Genomic DNA, 18,878 nt, shown 5'->3' on the forward strand with positions numbered 1-18,878 from the left:
CAGCAACAACTAGCAGTACAGAACAGGATTCAACATGGAATTCTTCCGCATCCGGCGCGACATTCCGTTCATGAAGCACGCGTTGGTCTTCAACGTGATCTCCTTCCTGACGTTTGCCGCGGCCGTGTTCTTCCTCTGGCACAAGGGCCTGCACCTGTCGATCGAATTCACCGGCGGCACGGTGATGGAGGTCAGCTACCAGCAGGCGGCCGACCTGGAAAAGATCCGCGGCCAGGTGGGCAAGCTGGGCTATACCGACGTGCAGGTGCAGAACTTCGGCACCTCGCGCGACGTGATGATCCGACTGCCGCTGCAGAAGGGCCCGGACGGCAAGCCCGTCACCTCGGCCCAGCAGAGCGAGCAGGTGCTGGCCTCGCTGCAGGCGGCCTCGCCTGACGTGAAGCTGCAACGGGTGGAGTTCGTCGGCCCGCAGGTGGGCAAGGAACTGGCCACCGACGGCCTGCTGGCGCTGTTGTGCGTGGTGGCCGGCATCGTGATCTACCTGTCGTTCCGCTTCGAATGGAAGTTCGCGGTGGCGGGCATCATCGCCAACCTGCACGACGTGGTCATCATCCTGGGCTTCTTCGCCTACTTCCAGTGGGAGTTCTCGCTGTCGGTGCTGGCGGCGATCCTGGCGGTGCTGGGCTACTCGGTCAACGAATCGGTGGTGATCTTCGACCGGATCCGCGAGAACTTCCGCAAGTACCGCAAGATGACCACGCACGAGATCATCGACAACGCGATCACCAGCACCATCTCGCGGACCATCATCACCCACGGCTCGACCCAGATGATGGTGCTGTCGATGTTCTTCTTCGGCGGCCCCACGCTGCACTACTTTGCCCTGGCACTGACGGTCGGCATCTTGTTCGGCATCTACTCGTCGGTGTTCGTGGCCGCGGCGCTGGCGATGTGGCTGGGCGTCAAGCGCGAGGACCTGGTCAAGGGTGAAAAGAAGTCCGACTCGACCGACCGCAACGACCCCAACTACGGCGCGCAGGCCTGACCCCTGCCCTGCGGTAAAACAGAACGGCGCCCCGCGGGGCGCCGTTTTTTTATGGCTGCAAGGTCTGGGAAATTCAGGCCGGCATCGAGAACCGCTCGATCCACGCGGCCAGCCGGTCGGCCGCGAAGGCCTCGCTGCGCGGGCATGCGCGGCACACCACGGTGTTGCCGTCGCGCGCAAACTGCAGCGCGCCGCCAGCCTCTTCCAGCCACAGCAGGCTGGCCAGCCAGGCCGCGTGCTGCGCGGACACGGGTGCGCCGATCGGCTGCGCGAGGAACTCCGCCAGCGTGGCCGGAGCGGTCCACACCACGGTGTCGCCGTCGCGGCGCACCACCTCGCTGCCCAGCGCATCGACAATCACCGCGGCGGCATCGGCAGCGCCCCGGCCGGCATTGGCGCTGCGCAGGCCCGCCAGGCGCGTGGCCACGGCATGGCCGAAGCTGCCGCTGCGCTCGGCCTCTGCGCGCACCAGGTCGGCGTAGTCCATGCGCTGCCAGTCCGGCTCGACGCTGCCCGCGCCGGCGAGGTCGACCGCCGCGAGGTAGGTCTCCACCGGCTGGAAACGGCCCGGCCCGATCAGGCTGGCACACAGCGCATGCACCATGCCGATGCGCGAGGCCACGGTCTGGGTCTGCAGCACGGACAGCTTCTCGCGCAGCAGCTGGTCGCGTTCCTTGCGCAGGCCGGCCAGTTCCAGTGCCTGCTTCAGCTCCATGCGCAGCGCGGTGATGTCCCACGGCTTCTTGATGTAGCGGTGGATCTGCCCCTGGTTGACCGCTTCGACGGTCTGGTCGAGCTCCGAATACGCGGTGGTCAGGATGCGCACGATATGCGGGTAGCGCTCGCGCGCGTAGCGCAGCAGTTCGTTGCCATACTCGCCCGGCATGCGCTGGTCGGACACCAGCACCGCCAGGCTGCCTGCGTGGGCGTCGAGCAATGCCTTGCCCTCTTCAACGGAGCCGCCGGTGGCCACCGGTGCCAGCGCCCCGATGGCACGCTGGAAATACTTGACTGCAGTCGCTTCGTCATCGACGAACAGAATCGCCGGGGGTGGTGCCTGCGTGGCATTCGGTTCGGTCATCGGTCACTCCTATGCTTTCGACTCTTGAAACTTGGAAAGTCCAGCGTCACCGTGGTGCCGGCACCGGATGCGGATTCGATCCGGATGCCGCCGCCAAACGACTGCATGACGCGGTTGCAAAAAATCATGCCCAGCCCGCTGCCGCCGGCACTGGCGTGGGTGGTGACAGGATCGACCAGCAGCCGCTCCATCACTTCCGGCGGAATGCCCGGCCCGTTGTCGCAGATGCGGATTTCCGGGCGCGGCTGCGCCACCACCACAAAGCGCAACGCCGGCGTGCCGACACTGCGCAGCGCCCGCAGCGCGTTGCTCATCACCGAGGAGAGCACCAGCGCCACGCAGTTGGGCAGCGTCTGCACCGGGAAATCGCCGTGCATCTCCACCTGCACCCAGCTGCGCTGGTCGCCCGCGAACGGGTAGCTGTCCAGCAGCGAAGTGACCAGCGTGCCGGCGCTGACCTCGGTACCGGCATCGGACCGGGCCGGCATGCTGCCGGCACTGTTGCGCACTGATTGCAGGAACGATGACAGCACCGCCAGGCAATACTGGGCGTTGTCGTACATGGCGCTGGCCGCCTGGCCGATCTCGGCCTGGCGGCCAGCGCTGTATTCGCCGGCGACACGGCCGCGGATGCCGTGGGCAAAGTTGGCGATGGCCGCCAGCGGCGTGTTCAGTTCGTGCGCCAGAAAGGCCAGGGTCTCGTCGATCGCCATCAGCCGGTGCTGGCGCAGGGTGCGCTCGCGGTGGCGCTCGGCGGCGCGTGCCAGCACCTCGCGCAGGTCGGCCACGCTCAGCGGCTTTTCCAGGATGCGGAAGACTTCGCCGCTGTTGACCGTTTCCAGCAGCACATCCTTGTCGGCATAGGCCGTGACCAGGATGCGCACGATCTGCGGGTATTCCTGCGCCACCTGGCGCAGCAGCTGGCCGCCGTCGCGCCCGGGCATGCGGAAGTCGGTCACCAGCACCGCCACGCGGGCAGGGTCCGCGCGCAGCACTGCCAGAGCCTCGTCGGCGCCGTCTGCCACCAGCACCTCATAGTCGCCGCCGGCGGCCCGGGCGAAATACTTGCGCGCCATCTCCTCGTCGTCGACATAGAGAACGGCAAGCCGTGCCTGCTTCACTTCGCTCATGGCTGGTTACTCCGCACGCGGCAGGTCGAAGCTGAACGCGGTCCACTGGCCCAGTTCGCTCTCGGCATACAGCTGCCCGCCGTGGCGCTCCACCACCGCGTAGCTGATCGACAGGCCCAGGCCAAGCCCCTGCCCCACCTCGCGCGTGGTGAAGAACGGCTCGAACACGCGCGCCAGGTTTTCCTGGGGGATGCCAGGGCCGTTGTCGCGCACCATGATGTGCAGGCGGTGGTTGTCCCACCGGGCCGTGGTATGGATCGCCGGCGCGGCCGTGCCCGCCTTGCGCATGGCCAGCGCGGCATTCGAGAACAGGTTGATCAGCACGCCGATGATGGCCGCCTCGTCGCCCAGCACCAGGGTGTCGGCAGGCAGTTCGCGGCTGAGGCTGACGCCGCGCAGCTCATGCGCGGTCAGCCGGATCGACGAATCGAGCGCCTTCTCGAACAGGAACGGCGTGCCTTCCACCTCGGCGCCCGGCTTGCGGTAGGCAAAGGTCTTGAGGTCGGAGACGATATGCTGGATGCGCTGCATCCCCTGCTTGGCGTCGACCAGGCACTCTTCCAGCGAAGGGTTCTCCTTGGCCTGCGGCTCTTCCATCGCCACCTCGATCGCCATCAGGCAGAAGTTGACCGGGTTGTTCACCTCGTGCAGCAGCCCGGCCGCCAGCGTACCGATGGCGGCCATCTTCTCCTGCTGCAGCATCTGGCCCTTGATGTCGGCCAGCCGGCGGTTGATCACCTCGAGCTCAGTATTCTTCTCGGCGACCTCGTCCTTCAGACGGAACAACATGAAGCGCGCCCGCTCGTTGAAGAAGGTATAGACCCCGCTGGCCGCCGCGGCGAACAGCAGGAACAGTGAATTGGCGATAAAAGCGCCCACCGGCTCGATGCCGCCGGGGTGGAACAGGCATGCCAGTACGTACAGCAGGTACGAGAGCACGCCGAACACCAGGTTCTGCCACAAGCCGAACGGCAGCGCGATGCCCGACGCGAAGATCGCGAGGTTAAGCCCGACGTAGTATGGCGACTGCGCCCCTTCAGTCTGCCAGATCATCCACGCAATCATGATCTGTGGCAGCAGCAGCCACGTCAGCGTCAGCCATGGCGCGAAGCGGCGCCCCGCAGCGCTGTACAGCACCACCACCACGCCCGCGATCAACAGCGACACCAGCACGCGCGCCACCCCGAAGGCAAGCTGCTGCTGCGGATACTGGCCGTAATCGAGTCCGACGCCGAGCAGAACCAGCGCGATCGCGGTATAGGCGCCGCCACGGCTGAATGCCAGGCGAAAGTCAGCCAGCTCGGACTGGTAGCCGGCGTAGAGTTGGTTGGTGCTCATGGCGTGCCCCGCAAGGACTGCTTCAGTCAATGGTGGCTTCCGCAAATACGTTGACGCCGGTGGCATCGCCGTAAATGCGGTGCGAGTGCGAATTTTCAGGCAGTAGCTGCGCCATGCCCGCGTCGTCGCGGTAGATCAGGTACCACTCCAGCAGGTGTTCCATGCCGAATTTCTCAGGATTGTCGACGTGGACGTTGGTTACCAGAATCTGCCCTCCGTGCCGCGAGCGGGAGGCGAAATACGAGAGTAGCCGCGTACACACCTTGTCGGACAGGTAGTCGAACAGGCCCGCACAATAGACCGCGTCGAACTCCCTTGCACTGATATCGTCCGGCGAGATGCGCCGCTTGAGCAGTTCATGCACGGACTGGTGCACCATCTCGACGGCAACCTTGCTCCCGGCGCTGGTGGCCGAGCGTTCGATCGTGCTACGCGTGAACTCCAGCGTCTCTTCGCTGAAGTCGACCAACTGGAACGACAGCAGTTCGGGGTTGGGGTATTCGCGCACGAAGCGCTGGATCTCGAAGGCAGGGCCGCAGCCCACGTTGAGCACGCGGAACGGCCGGCCAGCGGCGCGCGCGCGATCGGCTTGGCGCGTCAGGAAATCGATCAGCAGTTCGATGCGGTTGCGGTGCGCGGTCGCCACCGCCGCCTTGAGGAAGGCGGTGTTGACGATCTGGAAATAGGTGGTGGGACCCTGCTGCGGGTCGTTCAGGATCTGGTTCACCATCTCGTAGTCGCCGGCATAGCCGAGCGGCTTGGTGAAGGTGCGGTATACGAACGGCGCCCGCAGCAAGAGCGGGTGCAGCGCCGACTGCGCGTAAGTGCGGTGCACCGGCGCGATCTCCGGATCCACGCGCTGGGCCTCGCCCTCAAGCCAATCCAGGTATGTCTTTGTCTTGACCATGATGGGCGTGGCCAGCTCGTAGAAGACGTCCTCGCGGAGCTTGCCTTCAATCTTTGGCAGCGATTCGGTCATGTCGACCTGCTCGACCCAGCGCGACACTTCGGACAGGAACGCGCGCATCTCGTTGACCACGATCTGGTAGTCGCGCCGGATATTGAAGCGCGTGTCCCAGTCCTGCACAAAAAGCTCGGCTTCGCGCGCGACTGACTTGGGCTCGTTGGTCAGGTCCGTCAGTTCGCGCCACTCGTCGATCAGCGTCAGCGACACCACGGCGGTCAGGCCGGTGTTCACCAGGCTCATCACCACGGCCTTGCCGAGGTAGGCGTTCTTGGCCCCCATGCGGACGCTGAGTTCGCTCAGCACCTCGCTGACCTGCACGATCGAATACGGATTGTAGATTTCCATCACCAGAGACTTTCTCTGGAGATTGATGATCGTGCCCCGCACCTGCTCGCCCTGCGAGTTGCGGAAACCAACTACCGGATCGATTTGCGTTTTGGAATACACGGTATTGCGCCAGGGAAAACCGAGAAACGCTGCGGACCGTACAGGCAAGGCGGAACGGCCAGGTACAGCATGAGGGGCGAGGAGGTCGCGGGGATGGCTACCGGTATCGGGACATGCAGCGAATGCTCATAGTGATGCGCTTTAGCCGGTTGCGGGCATGGCTGCCCCCGCCTTGGCAGGAGTAGCATTGCCCCGATCAAGGAGGAATTGCCGCGGGCCATTGTACTGTGCCCGTCGGGGGTCGTACAACCAAGTGCCCTGGCAGGCGCCTGAATGATGCCGGACAACAAAAAAGGCCGGCATGGCCGGCCTTGACTGCCTGGAAGCCCGGCGCAGCGGGCTGGCACGCTCAGTCCGCGCGCACGCCTTCCACCTGGATGGCGAGCTTGACCTCGGGCTTGAAGCCCATTTTCACGCCATAGTCCAGGCCGAAGTCGGCACGGTTGAAATGGCCCACGGCGTCGGCGCCGCAGGCTTCGCGCTTGAGCATCGGGTGCTGGATGCACTTGAAGTCGCGGATTTCCAGCTTAACCGGCTTGGACACGCCGCGCAGCGTCAGCATGCCGTCAACCTCGGTCGGCACGTCGCCCTTGAACTTGGAGAACTTGCCCTTGTAGACGGCCTCGGGGAAGGCTTCCACGTCGAACATGTCCGGGCCCTTGGCGTGCTGGTTCAGCTTGGCATTGCCGAAATCGATCGAAGCCGGGTCGATCTTGACCTCGACCGAGCCCGCCTTGGCGGCACGGTCCAGCGTGACCACGCCGCTGGACTTGTCGAACTTGCCGCGCCAGGTCGACAGGCCGCCCAGGTGGTCGGCCTCGAAGCTCGGGTAGGTGTGGGTCGGATCGAGGTTGTACGTCACGGTATTGGCCGAAGCCACGCCGAAAGCGGCAGTTGCGGAAATGGCCGCGACGGCGGCAACGAGGAAACGCAGTTTCATGAAATCTCCCGACAAATCAGGTTGGGGCGGAACGTTCTCAGGAACGTCGATTGGGTACGTCAGCGGAATACCGGCCTTGCTTCCTACTTCTTGGCCAGCACGATACGGAATTTGATCTGCACGTCGTCGGCCACCACGGAAGTGTCCTTCCATTCGCCGTCGCCGATATTGAAGACCGTGCGCTTGATCGGCAGCGCGCCCTCAAACACCTGGACCGCGCCTTCCTGGCGGTAGGTGGCGGGCACCACCACGTCCACGGTCTTGCCCTTGATGGTCAGCTTGCCGGCCACGTCGTACTTGCCCGGCGTGCCGTTCTTGATGCTGGTGGACTGGAACACGGCCTTGGGGTACTTGGCGGCGTCAAACCAGTCCTTGCCCTTCACTTCCTTGGTGGTCTCGGCGTCGCCGATCTCGAAGCTGGACACATCGATCTCGACCTTGGCCGACGAGGTCGCCAGCTTGGCCGGGTCGAAGCTGACCGCGGCATCGAACTTCTTGAACTTGCCTTCCATCGGCACGCCAATCTGGCGCGCGACCGCGGTCACCGAGCTCTTGGCGGCGTCAACCTGCGCCCAGGCCAGGTTGGCGGCAATGCCGGAGGCGGCCAGGACGGCGGCGATGACGAGCGAGCCGCGGCGGGAATTGCGTTTCATCTCAAAAAACTCCTGTCAGGGTCGGCGCAGCGCGCCGCGGTACGGAAAAAGTTGGCCGGGGCGGCGCCTCAGCGCAGGAACGGCAGCATCCGGCCCAGCGTGCCGTCGCGGTCGACGAACTGGTGCTTGACCGCCGCCGCTGCATGGACAACGACCACAGCCGCCATCAGGTAGTTCAGCCAGATATGGACAAATTTCAGTACTTCTTTCAGTTCGTCGTTCTTTTCCAGCAGCGCCGGCATCTTCCACAGGCCCAGGTAGACCACCGGCACGCCCGCGGCCGAGCTGTAGAGGTAGCCGCTGATCGGCACGATCACGATCAGCAGGTACAGCAGGTGATGGGCGCCGGCCGCAGCCCTGGCCTGCCAGGCCGGCGTGCCGGGCGCCGCCGGCGGTGCCGCATGGGTTGCACGCCACAGCACGCGCAGCACGGCAACCGCGAAGATCGTCACGCCCAGCCACTTGTGCCAGGAGTAGAGCTTGAGCTTGGTCGGCGTCAGCCCCGGAATGCCCGTCATGTACAGGCCGAGCCCGAACGCGGCGAAGATCGCCAGCGCAATGACCCAGTGCAAGGCGATCGCGGTGGCACCGTAGCCGGTGGGGGCATTGGCGGTAGAACGCATCGGATTCCTCTCGCTCGCGCAGGAGCGTTTCACAATTTTGGGGAAGGCACCGGCGAGGGCGGACCCGCCCGTGCGCTTACGATTCTCGCATTATTGCGGCGGGCTGTGCGCCGATGAAGGACAGTCCTTCATTAAGTTATTCAAATGCTTTGAAGTGACATTCTGTCGCAAGCGGCACAAAGCCGCAGCGACCTGCCGGCCGCGCTGCGCCAGAAAAGCAAAAAGCCATCCTCGCGGATGGCTTTTGCAGCACGTCGCCCCGATTCGGGGGCGGAATGTGGCGTCAGATGCGCTCGGCCAGCACCACGGCCTTGCCGATATAGCTGGCGGGCGTCATGTCCAGTAGCAGCTTCTTGGCGTCGTCGGGGATCGCCAGGCCGTTGATGAAGGTCTGCAGCGCCTCGCGCGAGATGCCCTTGCCGCGGGTCAGCTCCTTGAGCTGCTCGTACGGGTTGGGCACGCCGAAGCGGCGCATCACGGTCTGCACCGGCTCGGCCAGCACCTCCCAGCAGTTGTCCAGGTCTTCGTCCAGGCGCTCGGGGTTGGTTTCCAGCTTGCCCAAGCCGCGCAGGCAGGCCTCATAGGCCAGCAGGCTGTAGCCGAAGGCCACGCCGATATTGCGCAGCACGGTCGAATCGGTCAGGTCGCGCTGCCAGCGCGACAGCGGCAGCTTCTCGGACAAGTGGCGCAGGACCGCGTTGGCCAGGCCCAGGTTGCCTTCGGAGTTCTCGAAGTCGATCGGGTTGACCTTGTGCGGCATGGTCGACGAGCCGATTTCGCCGGCCTTGGTCTTCTGCTTGAAATAGCCCAGCGAGATATAGCCCCAGACGTCGCGGTTCAGGTCGAGCAGGATGGTGTTGGCGCGGGCGATCGCGTCAAACAGCTCGGCCATGTAGTCGTGCGGCTCGATCTGGATGGTGTAGGGGTTGAAGGCCAGGCCCAGGCGGGTCTCGATCACCTGCTTCGAGAAGGCTTCCCAGTCGAAGGTCGGGTAGGCCGACAGGTGGGCGTTGTAGTTGCCCACCGCGCCGTTCATCTTGCCCAGCAGCTCGACCTGCTCGATGCGCTGGATCGCGCGCGCCAGGCGCGCGGCCACGTTGGCCATTTCCTTGCCCAGCGTGGTCGGGCTGGCCGGCTGGCCGTGAGTGCGCGACAGCATCGGCTGCGCGGCATTGAGCCTGGCCAGCTCGACCAGGCGGGCGTGCACGCGCTTGAGCGCCGGCACCACCACGCCCTCGCGGGCGCCCTTGAGCATCATGCCGTGCGAGGTGTTGTTGATGTCTTCCGAGGTGCAGGCGAAGTGGATGAACTCGCTGGCGGCTTCCAGCTCGGCGTTGCCCTTGACCTGTTCCTTGAGCCAGTACTCGACCGCCTTCACGTCATGGTTGGTGACGGCTTCGATTTCCTTGATGCGGGCGGCATCGGCCTCGCTGAACTTGTCCACCAGCGCCAGCAGCGCGGCCTCGGAGGCGGCCGAAAACTTCGGCATGTCGGGCAGGCCGGCCTGCGCCAGCGCGATCAGCCAGTGCACCTCGACCTTGACGCGGTTGCGCATGAAAGCGGCCTCGGACAGCCATTCGCGCAGCGCATCGGCCTTGGCGGCGTAACGGCCATCGATCGGGGACAGGGCGGTGAGCGGCGAAAGCGAAGAGGAGGTCATGCTGGAAACCGGGAAAAGGGAGGCAATGGAAGAAGGCGACGAACAAGGCGCGCCGCGGGGGCTGGCGCTGTCAGCGTTGGCGGCGGGAGGGATCGAAAAAGCGACTTTATGCGGCCGGATGCGTCCAAAACGCAATGCCGGCAGGCCCGCCGGCGCTGCGCAACGCGGGATTTTACCACCCCTGCCCCGGCTCCGGGCAGCGGTAAAGCGCCGCCGCGGGGCATCGGTGCGCAAGCCCGCATTCGCCACGCACCGCGGGTATACTCGCGCACGCCGTTCCAGTAGCCTGTTATGAAGTGCATCGGGCAAGCCGCGTGCCCCACCGCCGCTGCCGCAGAGCGACGATGCACTTCATAACAAGCTCAAGGGGAGAACATGAAGCTGTATGCGTCCCGGACCAGTCCCTACGCGCGCAAGGTGCGCGTGGTGATGGCCGAGAAAAAGATCGAGTGCCAGCTCATCGAAGAGGATGTCTGGTCGCCCGAGACCAGGATCGGCCAGTTCAACCCGCTCGGCAAAGTGCCTTGCCTGGTCATGGAAGACGGCGGCGCGATCTTCGATTCGCGCGTGATCGTCGAATATGTCGACACCTTGACGCCGGTCGGCCGGATGATCCCGCAGGGCGGGCGCGAGCGCCTGGAAGTCCGCTGCTGGGAGGCGCTCGCCGACGGCCTGCTCGACGCTGCGCTGCTGGTGCGCCTGGAGGCAACCCAGCGCGAGCCGCACGAGCGCAGCGAGCGCTGGGTGCAACGCCAGCGCGGCAAGATCGACGCGGCGCTGGTGGCCATGGCGCACGGCCTGGCCGACCGCCCCTTCTGCACTGGCACGCACTATTCGCTGGCCGACGTGGCGGTGGGCTGCGCGCTGTCCTACCTGGACTTCCGCTTCCCCGAGATCGCCTGGCGCGAGAGCCATCCCAACCTGGCGGCGCTGGAGGAAAAGCTGTCCAAACGCCAGTCGTTTATCGATACGGAGCCGCCGCGCGGCTGATCCGCAGCGGCCGACAAGAAAACACCCGCCTCGAGCGGTCGCCTCGAGCGGGTGTTTTTTCGTGCAGCGGCAGCGCTTACTGGATGATGCCGCCGCCCAGACAGATGTCGCCGTCATACAGCACCGCCGACTGGCCGGGAGTAACCGCCCATTGCGCCTCGGCAAACCCGAGCGTCAGCGCGTCGCCGTCCACCGCCTGCACCGTGCAGGCGGCATCGCTCTGGCGGTAGCGCGTCTTGGCCGCCATCGGCGCGCCCGCGGCAGGCGGCTCGCCGGCCACCCAGGACAGGTCCGACGCGGTCAGCACCGGCGTCAGCAGCCACGGGTGGTCGTGGCCCTGCACCACGTAAAGCGTATTGTTCGCCATATCCTTGCGCGCCACATACCAGGCATCGCCGTTGCCGTCGCGGCTGCCGCCCAGGCCAATGCCCTTGCGCTGGCCCAGCGTGTAGAAGGCCAGGCCGATATGCTCGCCCACGACCTTGCCCTCGGGCGCCTTCATCGGGCCCGGCTTGGTCGGCAGGTAGCGGTTCAGGAAATCGCGGAACGGGCGCTCGCCGATAAAGCAGATGCCGGTGGAGTCCTTCTTTTTCGCGTTCGGCAGGCCGATCTCGGCGGCAATCTCGCGCACGCGCGTCTTGGGGATCTCGCCCAGCGGGAACAGCGTGCGCGACAGCTGCGCCTGGTTCAGCCGGTGCAGGAAGTAGCTCTGGTCCTTGGTATGGTCGAGCGCCTTGAGCAGCTCGAACCGGCCGGCCGCGTTCTGCCGCACGCGCGCATAGTGGCCGGTGGCGATGGTTTCCGCCCCCAGCGACATGGCATGGTCGAGGAAGGCCTTGAACTTGATCTCGGCATTGCACAACACGTCCGGGTTGGGCGTGCGCCCGGCGGAGTATTCGCGCAGGAAGTCGGCAAAGACCCGGTCCTTGTACTCGGCGGCAAAGTTGACCGCCTCCACGTCAACGCCGATCAGGTCGGCCACCGACACCACGTCCAGCCAGTCCTGGCGCGTGGAGCAGTACTCGCTGTCGTCATCGTCTTCCCAGTTCTTCATGAACAGGCCGATGACCTCGTAGCCCTGCTGCTTGAGCAGCCACGCGGTCACCGATGAATCGACCCCGCCCGACATGCCCACGACGACACGTTTTCCCGCACCACTCACAGCTGCACTCCCAGCGGGACGGCCGCGGCCAGCGCCGACGGGTGCGTGTACAAGGCGTCCAGCGCAAAGCGCTTGCCGGCCAGGTAGTCGTTGACGCAGGCCATCACCAGCGGCGAACGGTGACGCTCCGGGCAGGCGCGCAGTTCTTCCGCGCTCATCCAGACCGTGCGCACGATGCCGGTATCGAGCTGGCGGCCGGCGTCGAGCGAGCCGAGGTCGCCGGTAAAGGCAAAGCGCACATAGGTCACATCGGTGCCGGTGCGCGACGACAGCGAACGGCCCATGTAGCAGCCCAGCAGCGCGCGCGGCTCAAAGGTGTGCGCGGTCTCTTCCAGGGTTTCGCGGATCACGGCGCGGATCAGGCTCTCGCCCGGGTCCAGGTGCCCGGCGGGCTGGTTCAGGCGCAGCCCGTCGGCGGTTTCCTCTTCGACCAGCAGAAAGCGTCCACCGCGCTCGATCACGGCGGCAACGGTCACGCTGGCATTCCAGTCACTTGACATGATGCTCAATTTTTAGGCAATCCCGCATTCTACCGGTTGCGGGCCCATCGTGCAGCGCCGCCGACCCGCCATGGCCCCCGGCCGATGAGCCCGCCTGGTGCTGAATTGCCGGCTGCAACTACCCTTTGGCGGTCGCCGCAAAAGCCGACCGGCCGGTCACCGTTGAACGTCAGATTCCTGTAAGCTGCGAAAAAATTGTTGCGCTGCGGCTTAAGCCTGCGGCGCGCACGGGCCAGCCGTCGGTCCGCCCAACCAGACAAGACGCCAGCTAAAGGAGAAATTGACGATGTACATCGGCATCCCGCAGGAGACGCGGGCCGGCGAGACTCGCGTCGCCGCCACCCCGGAGACAGTCAAGAAGTACGTCGCCCAGGGCCACAAGGTGGTCGTGCAGGCCGGCGCCGGCGTAAGCGCCAGCCAGCCCGACGGCGCGTATGAGGCGGTCGGCGCCACCATCGGCACCGCAGCCGAAGCACTGGGCGCGCAACTGGTTTTGAAGGTGCGCGCGCCGGACGCCGCCGAACTGGCGCAGATGAAGCCAGGCGCCGTACTGGTCGGCATGCTCAATCCCTTCGACGCCGAGAACAACGCGCGCATGTCCGCTGCGAACATCACCGCCTTTGCCCTGGAAGCCGCGCCGCGCACCACGCGCGCGCAGAGCATGGACGTGCTGTCGTCGCAGGCCAACATCGCCGGCTACAAGGCCGTGCTGGTGGCCGCGCACCACTACCAGCGCTTCATGCCGATGCTGATGACCGCCGCCGGCACCGTCAAGGCCGCGCGCGTGCTGATCCTGGGCGCGGGCGTCGCCGGCCTGCAGGCCATCGCCACGGCCAAGCGGCTCGGTGCGGTGATCGAGGCCTCCGATGTGCGCCCAGCGGTCAAGGAACAGATCGAATCGCTCGGCGCCAAGTTCCTCGACGTGCCCTTCCTCACCGATGAAGAGCGCGAGATCGCCCAGGGCGTCGGCGGCTATGCCCGCCCGATGCCGCCGGACTGGATGAAGCGCCAGGCCGAGCTGGTGCACCAGCGCGCCGTCCAGGCCGACATCGTCATCACCACCGCACTGATCCCGGGCCGCAAGGCGCCGGTGCTGCTGCAGGAAACCACCGTGGCGCAGATGAAACCCGGCTCGGTGGTGGTAGACCTGGCCGCGGCACAGGGCGGCAACTGCCCGCTGACGGTGGCCGACGAAGTGGTCAACCACAACGGCGTCATCATCATCGGCCACACCAACCTGGCCAGCATGGTCGCGGCCGACGCCTCGGCGCTCTATGCCCGCAACGTGCTGGACTTCCTCAAGCTGGTCGTCGACAAGGACGGCCAGTTCACGCTGAACCTTGAAGACGACATCGTCGCGGCCTGCCTGATGTGCAGGGACGGCCAGATCGTGCGAGAGGCGGCGTAATTTCCACGGGAGCCGTGCGCCCACTGCTTTTGCATCAAATATAAGGACGTATCACCCATGCAACGCATCATGCTCCGCGCCAAGCTCCACCGCGTCACCGTGACGCAGGCGGACCTCAACTACGAGGGTTCGTGCGGCATCGATCAGGACCTGCTGGACGCTGCCGACATGAAGGAGTTCGAGAAGATCGAGCTGTACAACGTGAACAACGGCGAGCGCTTCTCCACCTACATCATCAAGGGCGAGCGCGGCAGCGGCGAGATCTCGCTGAACGGCGCCGCGGCGCGCCGCGCGCACCTGGGCGACCAGCTGATCATCTGCACCTACGCGCCGATGAGCGACGAGGAGATCGCCGCCTACAAGCCCAAGGTCATCCTGGTGAACGAGAACAACGGCATCAAGGAAATCAAGAAGTTCTGATGGCGGCCTGCCGCAGGGTTGCTCCCCTCTCCCGCTTGCGGGAGAGGGAGCGCGCCGTCAGTCAGAGCCACTGGCCCTTGGCACGCCGTAATGCAGCAAAGAAAAAACACAGTAAAACGCCGCATCCCGGATTCAAAGCAACGGAGGAGAAGTCGATGGAGATGGTGAACCACACGGTGATCAACCTGATCATCTTCGTGCTGGCGATCTACGTGGGTTACCACGTGGTCTGGACGGTTACGCCAGCCCTGCATACACCCCTGATGGCGGTGACCAACGCGATCTCGGCGATCATCATCGTCGGCGCCATGCTCGCCGCGGGCCTGACCGAAGGCGGGGTCGGGCGCGTGATGGGCACGCTGGCAGTGGCACTGGCCGCGGTCAATGTGTTCGGCGGCTTCCTGGTCACCCAGCGCATGCTGGAGATGTTCAAGAAGAAGGAACCGAAGGCCAAGGCGCCTGAGGCCAAGCCGGCGCTGGCCAGGGAGGGCGCGTGATGACCGGTCTTGTCAGCATGAACCTCGTCACCCTGCTCTACCTGGTGGCCTCAGTCTGCTTTATCCAGGCGCTCAAGGGCCTGTCGCACCCGGCCTCGGCGCGCAAGGGCAATGCCTTCGGCATGATCGGCATGGCCATTGCCGTGGTGACCACGCTGGTCCTGATCATCAAGCTGAAGAATGAATTCCTCGCGGCGGGCACGGCCCAGTCGTCGGTGGGCACGGGCCTGGCGCTGATCTTCGCCGCGCTCGTGGTCGGCGGCGGCATCGGTGCCTACGTGGCGAAGAAAGTGCAGATGACCAAGATGCCCGAGCTGGTCGCGGCGATGCACTCGCTGATCGGCCTGGCCGCGGTGTTCATCGCGGTGGCGGCAGTGGCCGAGCCGGCGGCGTTCGGCATCAGCCCGGCAGGCTCGCACCTGATCCCGCTGGGCAACCGCATCGAGCTCTTCATCGGCTGCTTCGTCGGCGCGATTACGTTCTCGGGCTCGGTGATCGCCTTCGGCAAGCTGGCCGGGCGCTACAAGTTCCGCCTGTTCCAGGGCGCGCCGGTGGTGTTCGCCGGCCAGCACTGGCTGAACCTGCTGCTGGCGGTGGCAATGGTGGGCTTCGGCGTCATCTTCTTCCTGTCGCAGGACTGGCTGCCGTTCCTGATCATGCTGGCGATCGCCTTCGTGCTGGGCGTGCTGATCATCATCCCGATCGGCGGCGCCGACATGCCGGTGGTGGTGTCGATGCTGAACTCGTACTCGGGCTGGGCAGCGGCGGGCATCGGCTTCTCGCTGAACAACCCGATGCTGATCATCGCTGGCTCGCTGGTGGGCTCCTCCGGTGCGATCCTGTCGTACATCATGTGCCGGGCGATGAACCGGTCGTTCTTCAACGTGCTGCTGGGCGGTTTCGGCGGCGCGACGGCGGCGGCGGCGACGGGCGATCAGCAGCAGCGCCCGGTCAAGTCGGGTTCCGCCGACGATGCCGCGTTCCTGATGGGCAATGCGGAGACGGTCATCATCGTGCCGGGCTATGGCCTGGCCGTGGCGCGCGCCCAACACGCGCTCAAGGAACTGACCGAGAAGCTGGCGGAAAAGGGCGTGACCGTGAAGTACGCGATCCACCCGGTGGCGGGCCGCATGCCGGGCCATATGAACGTGCTGCTGGCCGAGGCCGAGGTGCCGTACGACCAGGTCTTCGAGATGGAAGACATCAACAGCGAGTTCGGCCAGGCCGACGTGGTGCTGGTGCTGGGCGCCAACGACGTGGTCAACCCGGCTGCCAAGAACGACCCCCAGTCGCCGATTGCCGGCATGCCGATCCTGGAGGCCTACAAGGCCAAGACCATCATCGTCAATAAGCGCTCCATGGCCGCCGGCTACGCCGGGCTGGACAACGAGCTGTTCTACATGGACAAGACCATGATGGTGTTCGGCGACGCCAAGAAGGTGGTCGAAGACATGTTCAAGGCGGTCGACTAAGGCCGTCCGCGCGCCGCGCGCAGGCCCGGGCCATCCCGGCCCTGCCGCGGGCGCTTCTCCCGCCCGGCGCCCGCCGGGCTCCTCCTGCCGCCGGCCCTGGCTGCAAGGCCTGTCTTGCAAGGCAGCCGTGGCGCGCTATACTGGCCTGCGAATGCGCACACCGGCTTGCCGCTTGCGCCACGCCTGTGCCTAACCACTGCGCCGAACCCCTGCCCGCCGCTCCATGACCTTCAACCCGCACGACAGGAACCTGTCGGTCTTCCATCACCCGGTCCTGACCGTCCTGGTCGATGACAGCAAGTCGTTCATCGACAGCCTGGCGTTCCAGATGGATGCCTCGCGCGCGGTGATCACCTTCACCGATCCGCGTGAAGCGCTGCAATGGATCCGCGAGGCCTATGCCACCCGCTTCCCGGGCTTCCTGCCGGTGCGCGTGACGCACGACGACCTGACCTTCCTGACCGAGCGGCGCACCGTGCAGCTCGACATCGACCGCATCTACCGCCAGATACACGACTTCAAGCGCTTCCTGCAGCCGGGCGTGGTGGTGGTCGACTATTCGATGCCGCAGATGGACGGGCTGGAATTCTGCCAGGCGCTGCAGGACCTGCCCTGCAAGACCATCCTGCTGACCGGCACCGCCGACGAGAGCATCGCCGTGCAAGGCTTCAACCACGGGCTGATCGACCGCTACGTGAAGAAGCATGAAAGCAATATGGTCGAGCGGCTGGACCAGGAAATCGAGGCCATGCAGCAGGCGTACTTCGCCACGCTGTCGCGCACGCTGCGCGAGCTGCTGACGCGGCATTCGTTCTCATTCCTGTCCGATCCGGCCATCACCGAGCGCGTGCGCCAGCTCATCGCGCGCTATGGCTTTGTCGAGTACTACCTGTACCCCAACCCGGCCGGCATCCTGCTGCTGACCGCGCAGGGCCACGCCACGCTGATGGTGATCGAGACCCGCGCCGGGCTGATGAGCCAGGTGGAGTCGGCCGAAGCCTACGACGCCCCCGCGGCACTGATCGAAGGCCTGCGCGAAGGCCGGCTGGTGCCGTTCTTCTGGCCCGGCAACGGCATGTACACGCCGGCGTGCGTGGACTGGGAACAATACTGCCTGCCGGCAGAGCGCTGCGAAGGCAATGAAGAATTCATCTATGCGCTGTTCGACCTGCCGCGCCACCTGCTGCAGGAGCCGGTGGTCAGCCTGCAGGGCTTCCTGGCGGACTTCAGCCGCAATCCGGATGCACTGACGGGGCGCAAGCGCCCCTGACCCCGCCGCCCGGCGCCGCGGGCGCCGTCAGTCCGCCTGCGGCACCCGGTTGGCGCCGCGCACCATGTCGAAGCGGAACAGCCGGCATTCGATATTGCCGTTGTAGAGCGGCGTGCGGCGCGACTCCTTGAGCCGCAGCCGGCGCGGGAAACCCATGTCGCCGGTAAACACCCACGCCTGCCAGCCCGCGAAATGCTGCTTGAGCGTGGTGGCAAAGGCACTGGCGAACTGGTTGGCGGCGGCCTCCTCCACCTCGTCGCGCGGCATCTCTTCCTCTGGCAGGCGGCGCTGGCCACGCACCGCGATGCGCTCGCCGTACGGGGGATTCATCAACAGCAAACCCGGCTCTTCAAAAGGCGGCTGCACGAAGCGCGCGTCCACCTGCTTGGTGCGCGCCTCGCCCGGCAGGCCGGCACGCTCCCAGTTGGCGCGCGTGATGGCCAGCATGTCAGTGGAGATGTCCGAACCCACCACCTGCAGTTCATCGGCCGAGGCCAGCATGCGGACGCGCTGCGCGTCCGACTTGAGCTTCTGCCAGGCCTTGGTGTCCATGCCCTTGAGCCATTCGAAGGCAAAGCTGCGGCTGCCGCCCGGCGCGATGCCCAGCGCCACCTGCGCGGCCTCGATCAGGAAGGTGCCGCTGCCGCACATCGGGTCGTAGAAAGGCCGGAAGGTCTGGCCCGGCACCCAGCCCGCCAGGCGCAGGATGCCGGCGGCCAGGTTTTCCTTCAGCGGCGCCTCGCCCTTCTCGGTGCGCCAGCCGCGCTTGAACAGCGGCTCGCCGGTGGTGTCGAGGTACAGCGTGCAGTCATGCTCGGTTAGATGGGCATAAATGCGCACATCCGGGCTGGCGGTATCGACGCTCGGGCGCGCGCCCACGCGCTCGCGCAGGGCATCGCAGACCCCGTCCTTGACGCGCAGCGCGGTGAAATTCAGGCTGCGCAGCGGCGACTTGTGCGACGTGATGTCCACACGCAGCGATTCATCGGGCGAAAACCACTGCTCCCAGCGCACGCCGCGCGCCAGCGTATAGATGTCGTCCTCATGCCGGTAGCCGCGCGCCGCCACGCGCATCAGCACCCGGCTGGCAATGCGCGAATGCAGGTTGACCGCATAGGCGGCGGCCATCTCGCCCGAGAAATTGACGCCGCCCGGCACTTCCTGGTGCACCGTGAACGGCGCCAGCGCGGCCATGCCCGGCATCGCGGCGATCTCGCGCAGTTCTTCGGCGAGCGCGCTCTCCAGGCCGCGCGGGCAAGGGGCAAAGAAGGCTTGGGTCATGTGTTGGGTATCCTGCAAACAAAAACGTCCGCC

General features: G+C 65.8%; 18 protein-coding genes. 7 read left to right on the forward strand and 11 right to left on the reverse strand.

Annotation, left to right across the window (positions count from 1 at the left end; all coding sequences use genetic code 11):
- Positions 1 to 34 precede the first annotated feature (34 nt).
- Positions 35 to 1,006: a protein translocase subunit SecF gene (gene secF, locus CNE_RS14995; RefSeq protein ID WP_013957945.1), complete on the forward strand. Its 972-nt coding sequence runs from the start codon at positions 35 to 37 to the stop codon at positions 1,004 to 1,006.
- 73 nt (positions 1,007 to 1,079) lie between these two features.
- Here the strand turns inward: secF and CNE_RS15000 are convergent, their stop codons facing one another.
- The 8 genes from CNE_RS15000 to purB form a co-directional block, all read right to left on the reverse strand.
- Positions 1,080 to 2,087: a response regulator gene (locus tag CNE_RS15000; RefSeq protein WP_013957946.1), complete on the reverse strand. Its 1,008-nt coding sequence runs from the start codon at positions 2,085 to 2,087 to the stop codon at positions 1,080 to 1,082.
- Positions 2,084 to 3,217, reverse strand: coding sequence for a hybrid sensor histidine kinase/response regulator (locus CNE_RS15005; RefSeq protein ID WP_013957947.1), 1,134 nt, complete (start codon positions 3,215 to 3,217; stop codon positions 2,084 to 2,086). The genes CNE_RS15000 and CNE_RS15005 overlap by 4 nt, the downstream gene beginning before the upstream one ends.
- Before the next feature lie 6 nt (positions 3,218 to 3,223).
- Positions 3,224 to 4,555, reverse strand: a complete 1,332-nt coding sequence (locus tag CNE_RS15010) for a sensor histidine kinase (RefSeq protein ID WP_013957948.1) — start codon at positions 4,553 to 4,555, stop codon at positions 3,224 to 3,226.
- A 22-nt stretch (positions 4,556 to 4,577) separates the two neighbouring features.
- Positions 4,578 to 5,969 carry a class I SAM-dependent methyltransferase gene (locus CNE_RS15015; protein ID WP_013957949.1) on the reverse strand — a complete coding sequence of 464 codons (1,392 nt, stop codon included), beginning with the start codon at positions 5,967 to 5,969 and terminating at the stop codon, positions 4,578 to 4,580.
- Positions 5,970 to 6,318: 349 nt separating this feature from the next.
- Entirely contained in the window at positions 6,319 to 6,909 is a 591-nt protein-coding gene (locus CNE_RS15020; RefSeq protein ID WP_013957950.1) for a YceI family protein, read from the reverse strand.
- Between the two features lie 83 nt (positions 6,910 to 6,992).
- Positions 6,993 to 7,562 carry a YceI family protein gene (locus CNE_RS15025; protein WP_013957951.1) on the reverse strand — a complete coding sequence of 190 codons (570 nt, stop codon included), beginning with the start codon at positions 7,560 to 7,562 and terminating at the stop codon, positions 6,993 to 6,995.
- 68 nt (positions 7,563 to 7,630) lie between these two features.
- Positions 7,631 to 8,185: a cytochrome b gene (locus tag CNE_RS15030; RefSeq protein WP_013957952.1), complete on the reverse strand. Its 555-nt coding sequence runs from the start codon at positions 8,183 to 8,185 to the stop codon at positions 7,631 to 7,633.
- Between the two features lie 283 nt (positions 8,186 to 8,468).
- Complete coding sequence (gene purB / locus CNE_RS15035; protein ID WP_013957953.1) at positions 8,469 to 9,845, reverse strand: adenylosuccinate lyase; 1,377 nt, start codon at positions 9,843 to 9,845, stop codon at positions 8,469 to 8,471.
- A gap of 375 nt (positions 9,846 to 10,220) precedes the next feature.
- Between purB and CNE_RS15040 the strand changes: the two genes are divergently transcribed.
- Positions 10,221 to 10,835: a glutathione S-transferase C-terminal domain-containing protein gene (locus CNE_RS15040; RefSeq protein WP_013957954.1), complete on the forward strand. Its 615-nt coding sequence runs from the start codon at positions 10,221 to 10,223 to the stop codon at positions 10,833 to 10,835.
- A gap of 76 nt (positions 10,836 to 10,911) precedes the next feature.
- On the opposite strand, the gene mnmA is transcribed toward CNE_RS15040, so the two are convergent.
- Together mnmA and CNE_RS15050 are read right to left on the reverse strand one after the other, a co-directional pair.
- Positions 10,912 to 11,997 carry a tRNA 2-thiouridine(34) synthase MnmA gene (gene mnmA, locus CNE_RS15045; RefSeq protein ID WP_013957955.1) on the reverse strand — a complete coding sequence of 362 codons (1,086 nt, stop codon included), beginning with the start codon at positions 11,995 to 11,997 and terminating at the stop codon, positions 10,912 to 10,914.
- Positions 11,994 to 12,497 (reverse strand): NUDIX hydrolase, encoded by a 504-nt coding sequence (locus CNE_RS15050; protein ID WP_013957956.1) that lies wholly within the window; start codon positions 12,495 to 12,497, stop codon positions 11,994 to 11,996. Before CNE_RS15050 ends, mnmA begins: the two co-directional genes overlap by 4 nt.
- Before the next feature lie 286 nt (positions 12,498 to 12,783).
- Here CNE_RS15050 and CNE_RS15055 point away from each other — a divergent pair, with 286 nt between their 5' ends.
- The 5 genes from CNE_RS15055 to CNE_RS15075 all read left to right on the forward strand — a co-directional run bounded on the left by CNE_RS15055 (position 12,784) and on the right by CNE_RS15075 (position 17,564).
- Positions 12,784 to 13,905 carry a Re/Si-specific NAD(P)(+) transhydrogenase subunit alpha gene (locus CNE_RS15055; RefSeq protein WP_013957957.1) on the forward strand — a complete coding sequence of 374 codons (1,122 nt, stop codon included), beginning with the start codon at positions 12,784 to 12,786 and terminating at the stop codon, positions 13,903 to 13,905.
- A gap of 57 nt (positions 13,906 to 13,962) precedes the next feature.
- Positions 13,963 to 14,325 carry an aspartate 1-decarboxylase gene (panD, locus tag CNE_RS15060; RefSeq protein WP_013957958.1) on the forward strand — a complete coding sequence of 121 codons (363 nt, stop codon included), beginning with the start codon at positions 13,963 to 13,965 and terminating at the stop codon, positions 14,323 to 14,325.
- Between the two features lie 155 nt (positions 14,326 to 14,480).
- A complete protein-coding gene (locus tag CNE_RS15065) occupies positions 14,481 to 14,822 on the forward strand; it encodes an NAD(P) transhydrogenase subunit alpha (protein ID WP_013957959.1) in 342 nt (113 codons plus the stop codon).
- The gene (locus CNE_RS15070) at positions 14,822 to 16,294 is read left to right on the forward strand and encodes an NAD(P)(+) transhydrogenase (Re/Si-specific) subunit beta (protein WP_013957960.1); all 1,473 of its coding nucleotides are present in this window, start codon (positions 14,822 to 14,824) and stop codon (positions 16,292 to 16,294) included. Before CNE_RS15065 ends, CNE_RS15070 begins: the two co-directional genes overlap by 1 nt.
- A 223-nt stretch (positions 16,295 to 16,517) precedes the next feature.
- Positions 16,518 to 17,564, forward strand: a complete 1,047-nt coding sequence (locus CNE_RS15075) for a response regulator (protein WP_010813222.1) — start codon at positions 16,518 to 16,520, stop codon at positions 17,562 to 17,564.
- A gap of 27 nt (positions 17,565 to 17,591) precedes the next feature.
- On the opposite strand, the gene CNE_RS15080 is transcribed toward CNE_RS15075, so the two are convergent.
- Complete coding sequence (locus tag CNE_RS15080) at positions 17,592 to 18,845, reverse strand: THUMP domain-containing class I SAM-dependent RNA methyltransferase (RefSeq protein ID WP_013957961.1); 1,254 nt, start codon at positions 18,843 to 18,845, stop codon at positions 17,592 to 17,594.
- Positions 18,846 to 18,878 lie beyond the last annotated feature (33 nt).

It is taken from the genome of Cupriavidus necator N-1 (assembly GCF_000219215.1).
GTDB classification, from domain to species: Bacteria; Pseudomonadota; Gammaproteobacteria; order Burkholderiales; family Burkholderiaceae; genus Cupriavidus; species Cupriavidus necator.

What these genes read in the sequence shown, in the direction of transcription:
- secF (WP_013957945.1), top strand. Translation starts at nt 35, where the DNA reads ATGGAATTCTTCCGCATCCGGCGCGACATTCCGTTCATGAAGCACGCG.
- CNE_RS15000 (WP_013957946.1), bottom strand. Translation starts at nt 2,087, where the DNA reads ATGACCGAACCGAATGCCACGCAGGCACCACCCCCGGCGATTCTGTTC.
- CNE_RS15005 (WP_013957947.1), bottom strand. Translation starts at nt 3,217, where the DNA reads ATGAGCGAAGTGAAGCAGGCACGGCTTGCCGTTCTCTATGTCGACGAC.
- CNE_RS15010 (WP_013957948.1), bottom strand. Translation starts at nt 4,555, where the DNA reads ATGAGCACCAACCAACTCTACGCCGGCTACCAGTCCGAGCTGGCTGAC.
- CNE_RS15020 (WP_013957950.1), bottom strand. Translation starts at nt 6,909, where the DNA reads ATGAAACTGCGTTTCCTCGTTGCCGCCGTCGCGGCCATTTCCGCAACT.
- CNE_RS15025 (WP_013957951.1), bottom strand. Translation starts at nt 7,562, where the DNA reads ATGAAACGCAATTCCCGCCGCGGCTCGCTCGTCATCGCCGCCGTCCTG.
- CNE_RS15030 (WP_013957952.1), bottom strand. Translation starts at nt 8,185, where the DNA reads ATGCGTTCTACCGCCAATGCCCCCACCGGCTACGGTGCCACCGCGATC.
- purB (WP_013957953.1), bottom strand. Translation starts at nt 9,845, where the DNA reads ATGACCTCCTCTTCGCTTTCGCCGCTCACCGCCCTGTCCCCGATCGAT.
- CNE_RS15040 (WP_013957954.1), top strand. Translation starts at nt 10,221, where the DNA reads ATGAAGCTGTATGCGTCCCGGACCAGTCCCTACGCGCGCAAGGTGCGC.
- CNE_RS15050 (WP_013957956.1), bottom strand. Translation starts at nt 12,497, where the DNA reads ATGTCAAGTGACTGGAATGCCAGCGTGACCGTTGCCGCCGTGATCGAG.
- CNE_RS15055 (WP_013957957.1), top strand. Translation starts at nt 12,784, where the DNA reads ATGTACATCGGCATCCCGCAGGAGACGCGGGCCGGCGAGACTCGCGTC.
- panD (WP_013957958.1), top strand. Translation starts at nt 13,963, where the DNA reads ATGCAACGCATCATGCTCCGCGCCAAGCTCCACCGCGTCACCGTGACG.
- CNE_RS15065 (WP_013957959.1), top strand. Translation starts at nt 14,481, where the DNA reads ATGGAGATGGTGAACCACACGGTGATCAACCTGATCATCTTCGTGCTG.
- CNE_RS15070 (WP_013957960.1), top strand. Translation starts at nt 14,822, where the DNA reads ATGACCGGTCTTGTCAGCATGAACCTCGTCACCCTGCTCTACCTGGTG.
- CNE_RS15075 (WP_010813222.1), top strand. Translation starts at nt 16,518, where the DNA reads ATGACCTTCAACCCGCACGACAGGAACCTGTCGGTCTTCCATCACCCG.
- CNE_RS15080 (WP_013957961.1), bottom strand. Translation starts at nt 18,845, where the DNA reads ATGACCCAAGCCTTCTTTGCCCCTTGCCCGCGCGGCCTGGAGAGCGCG.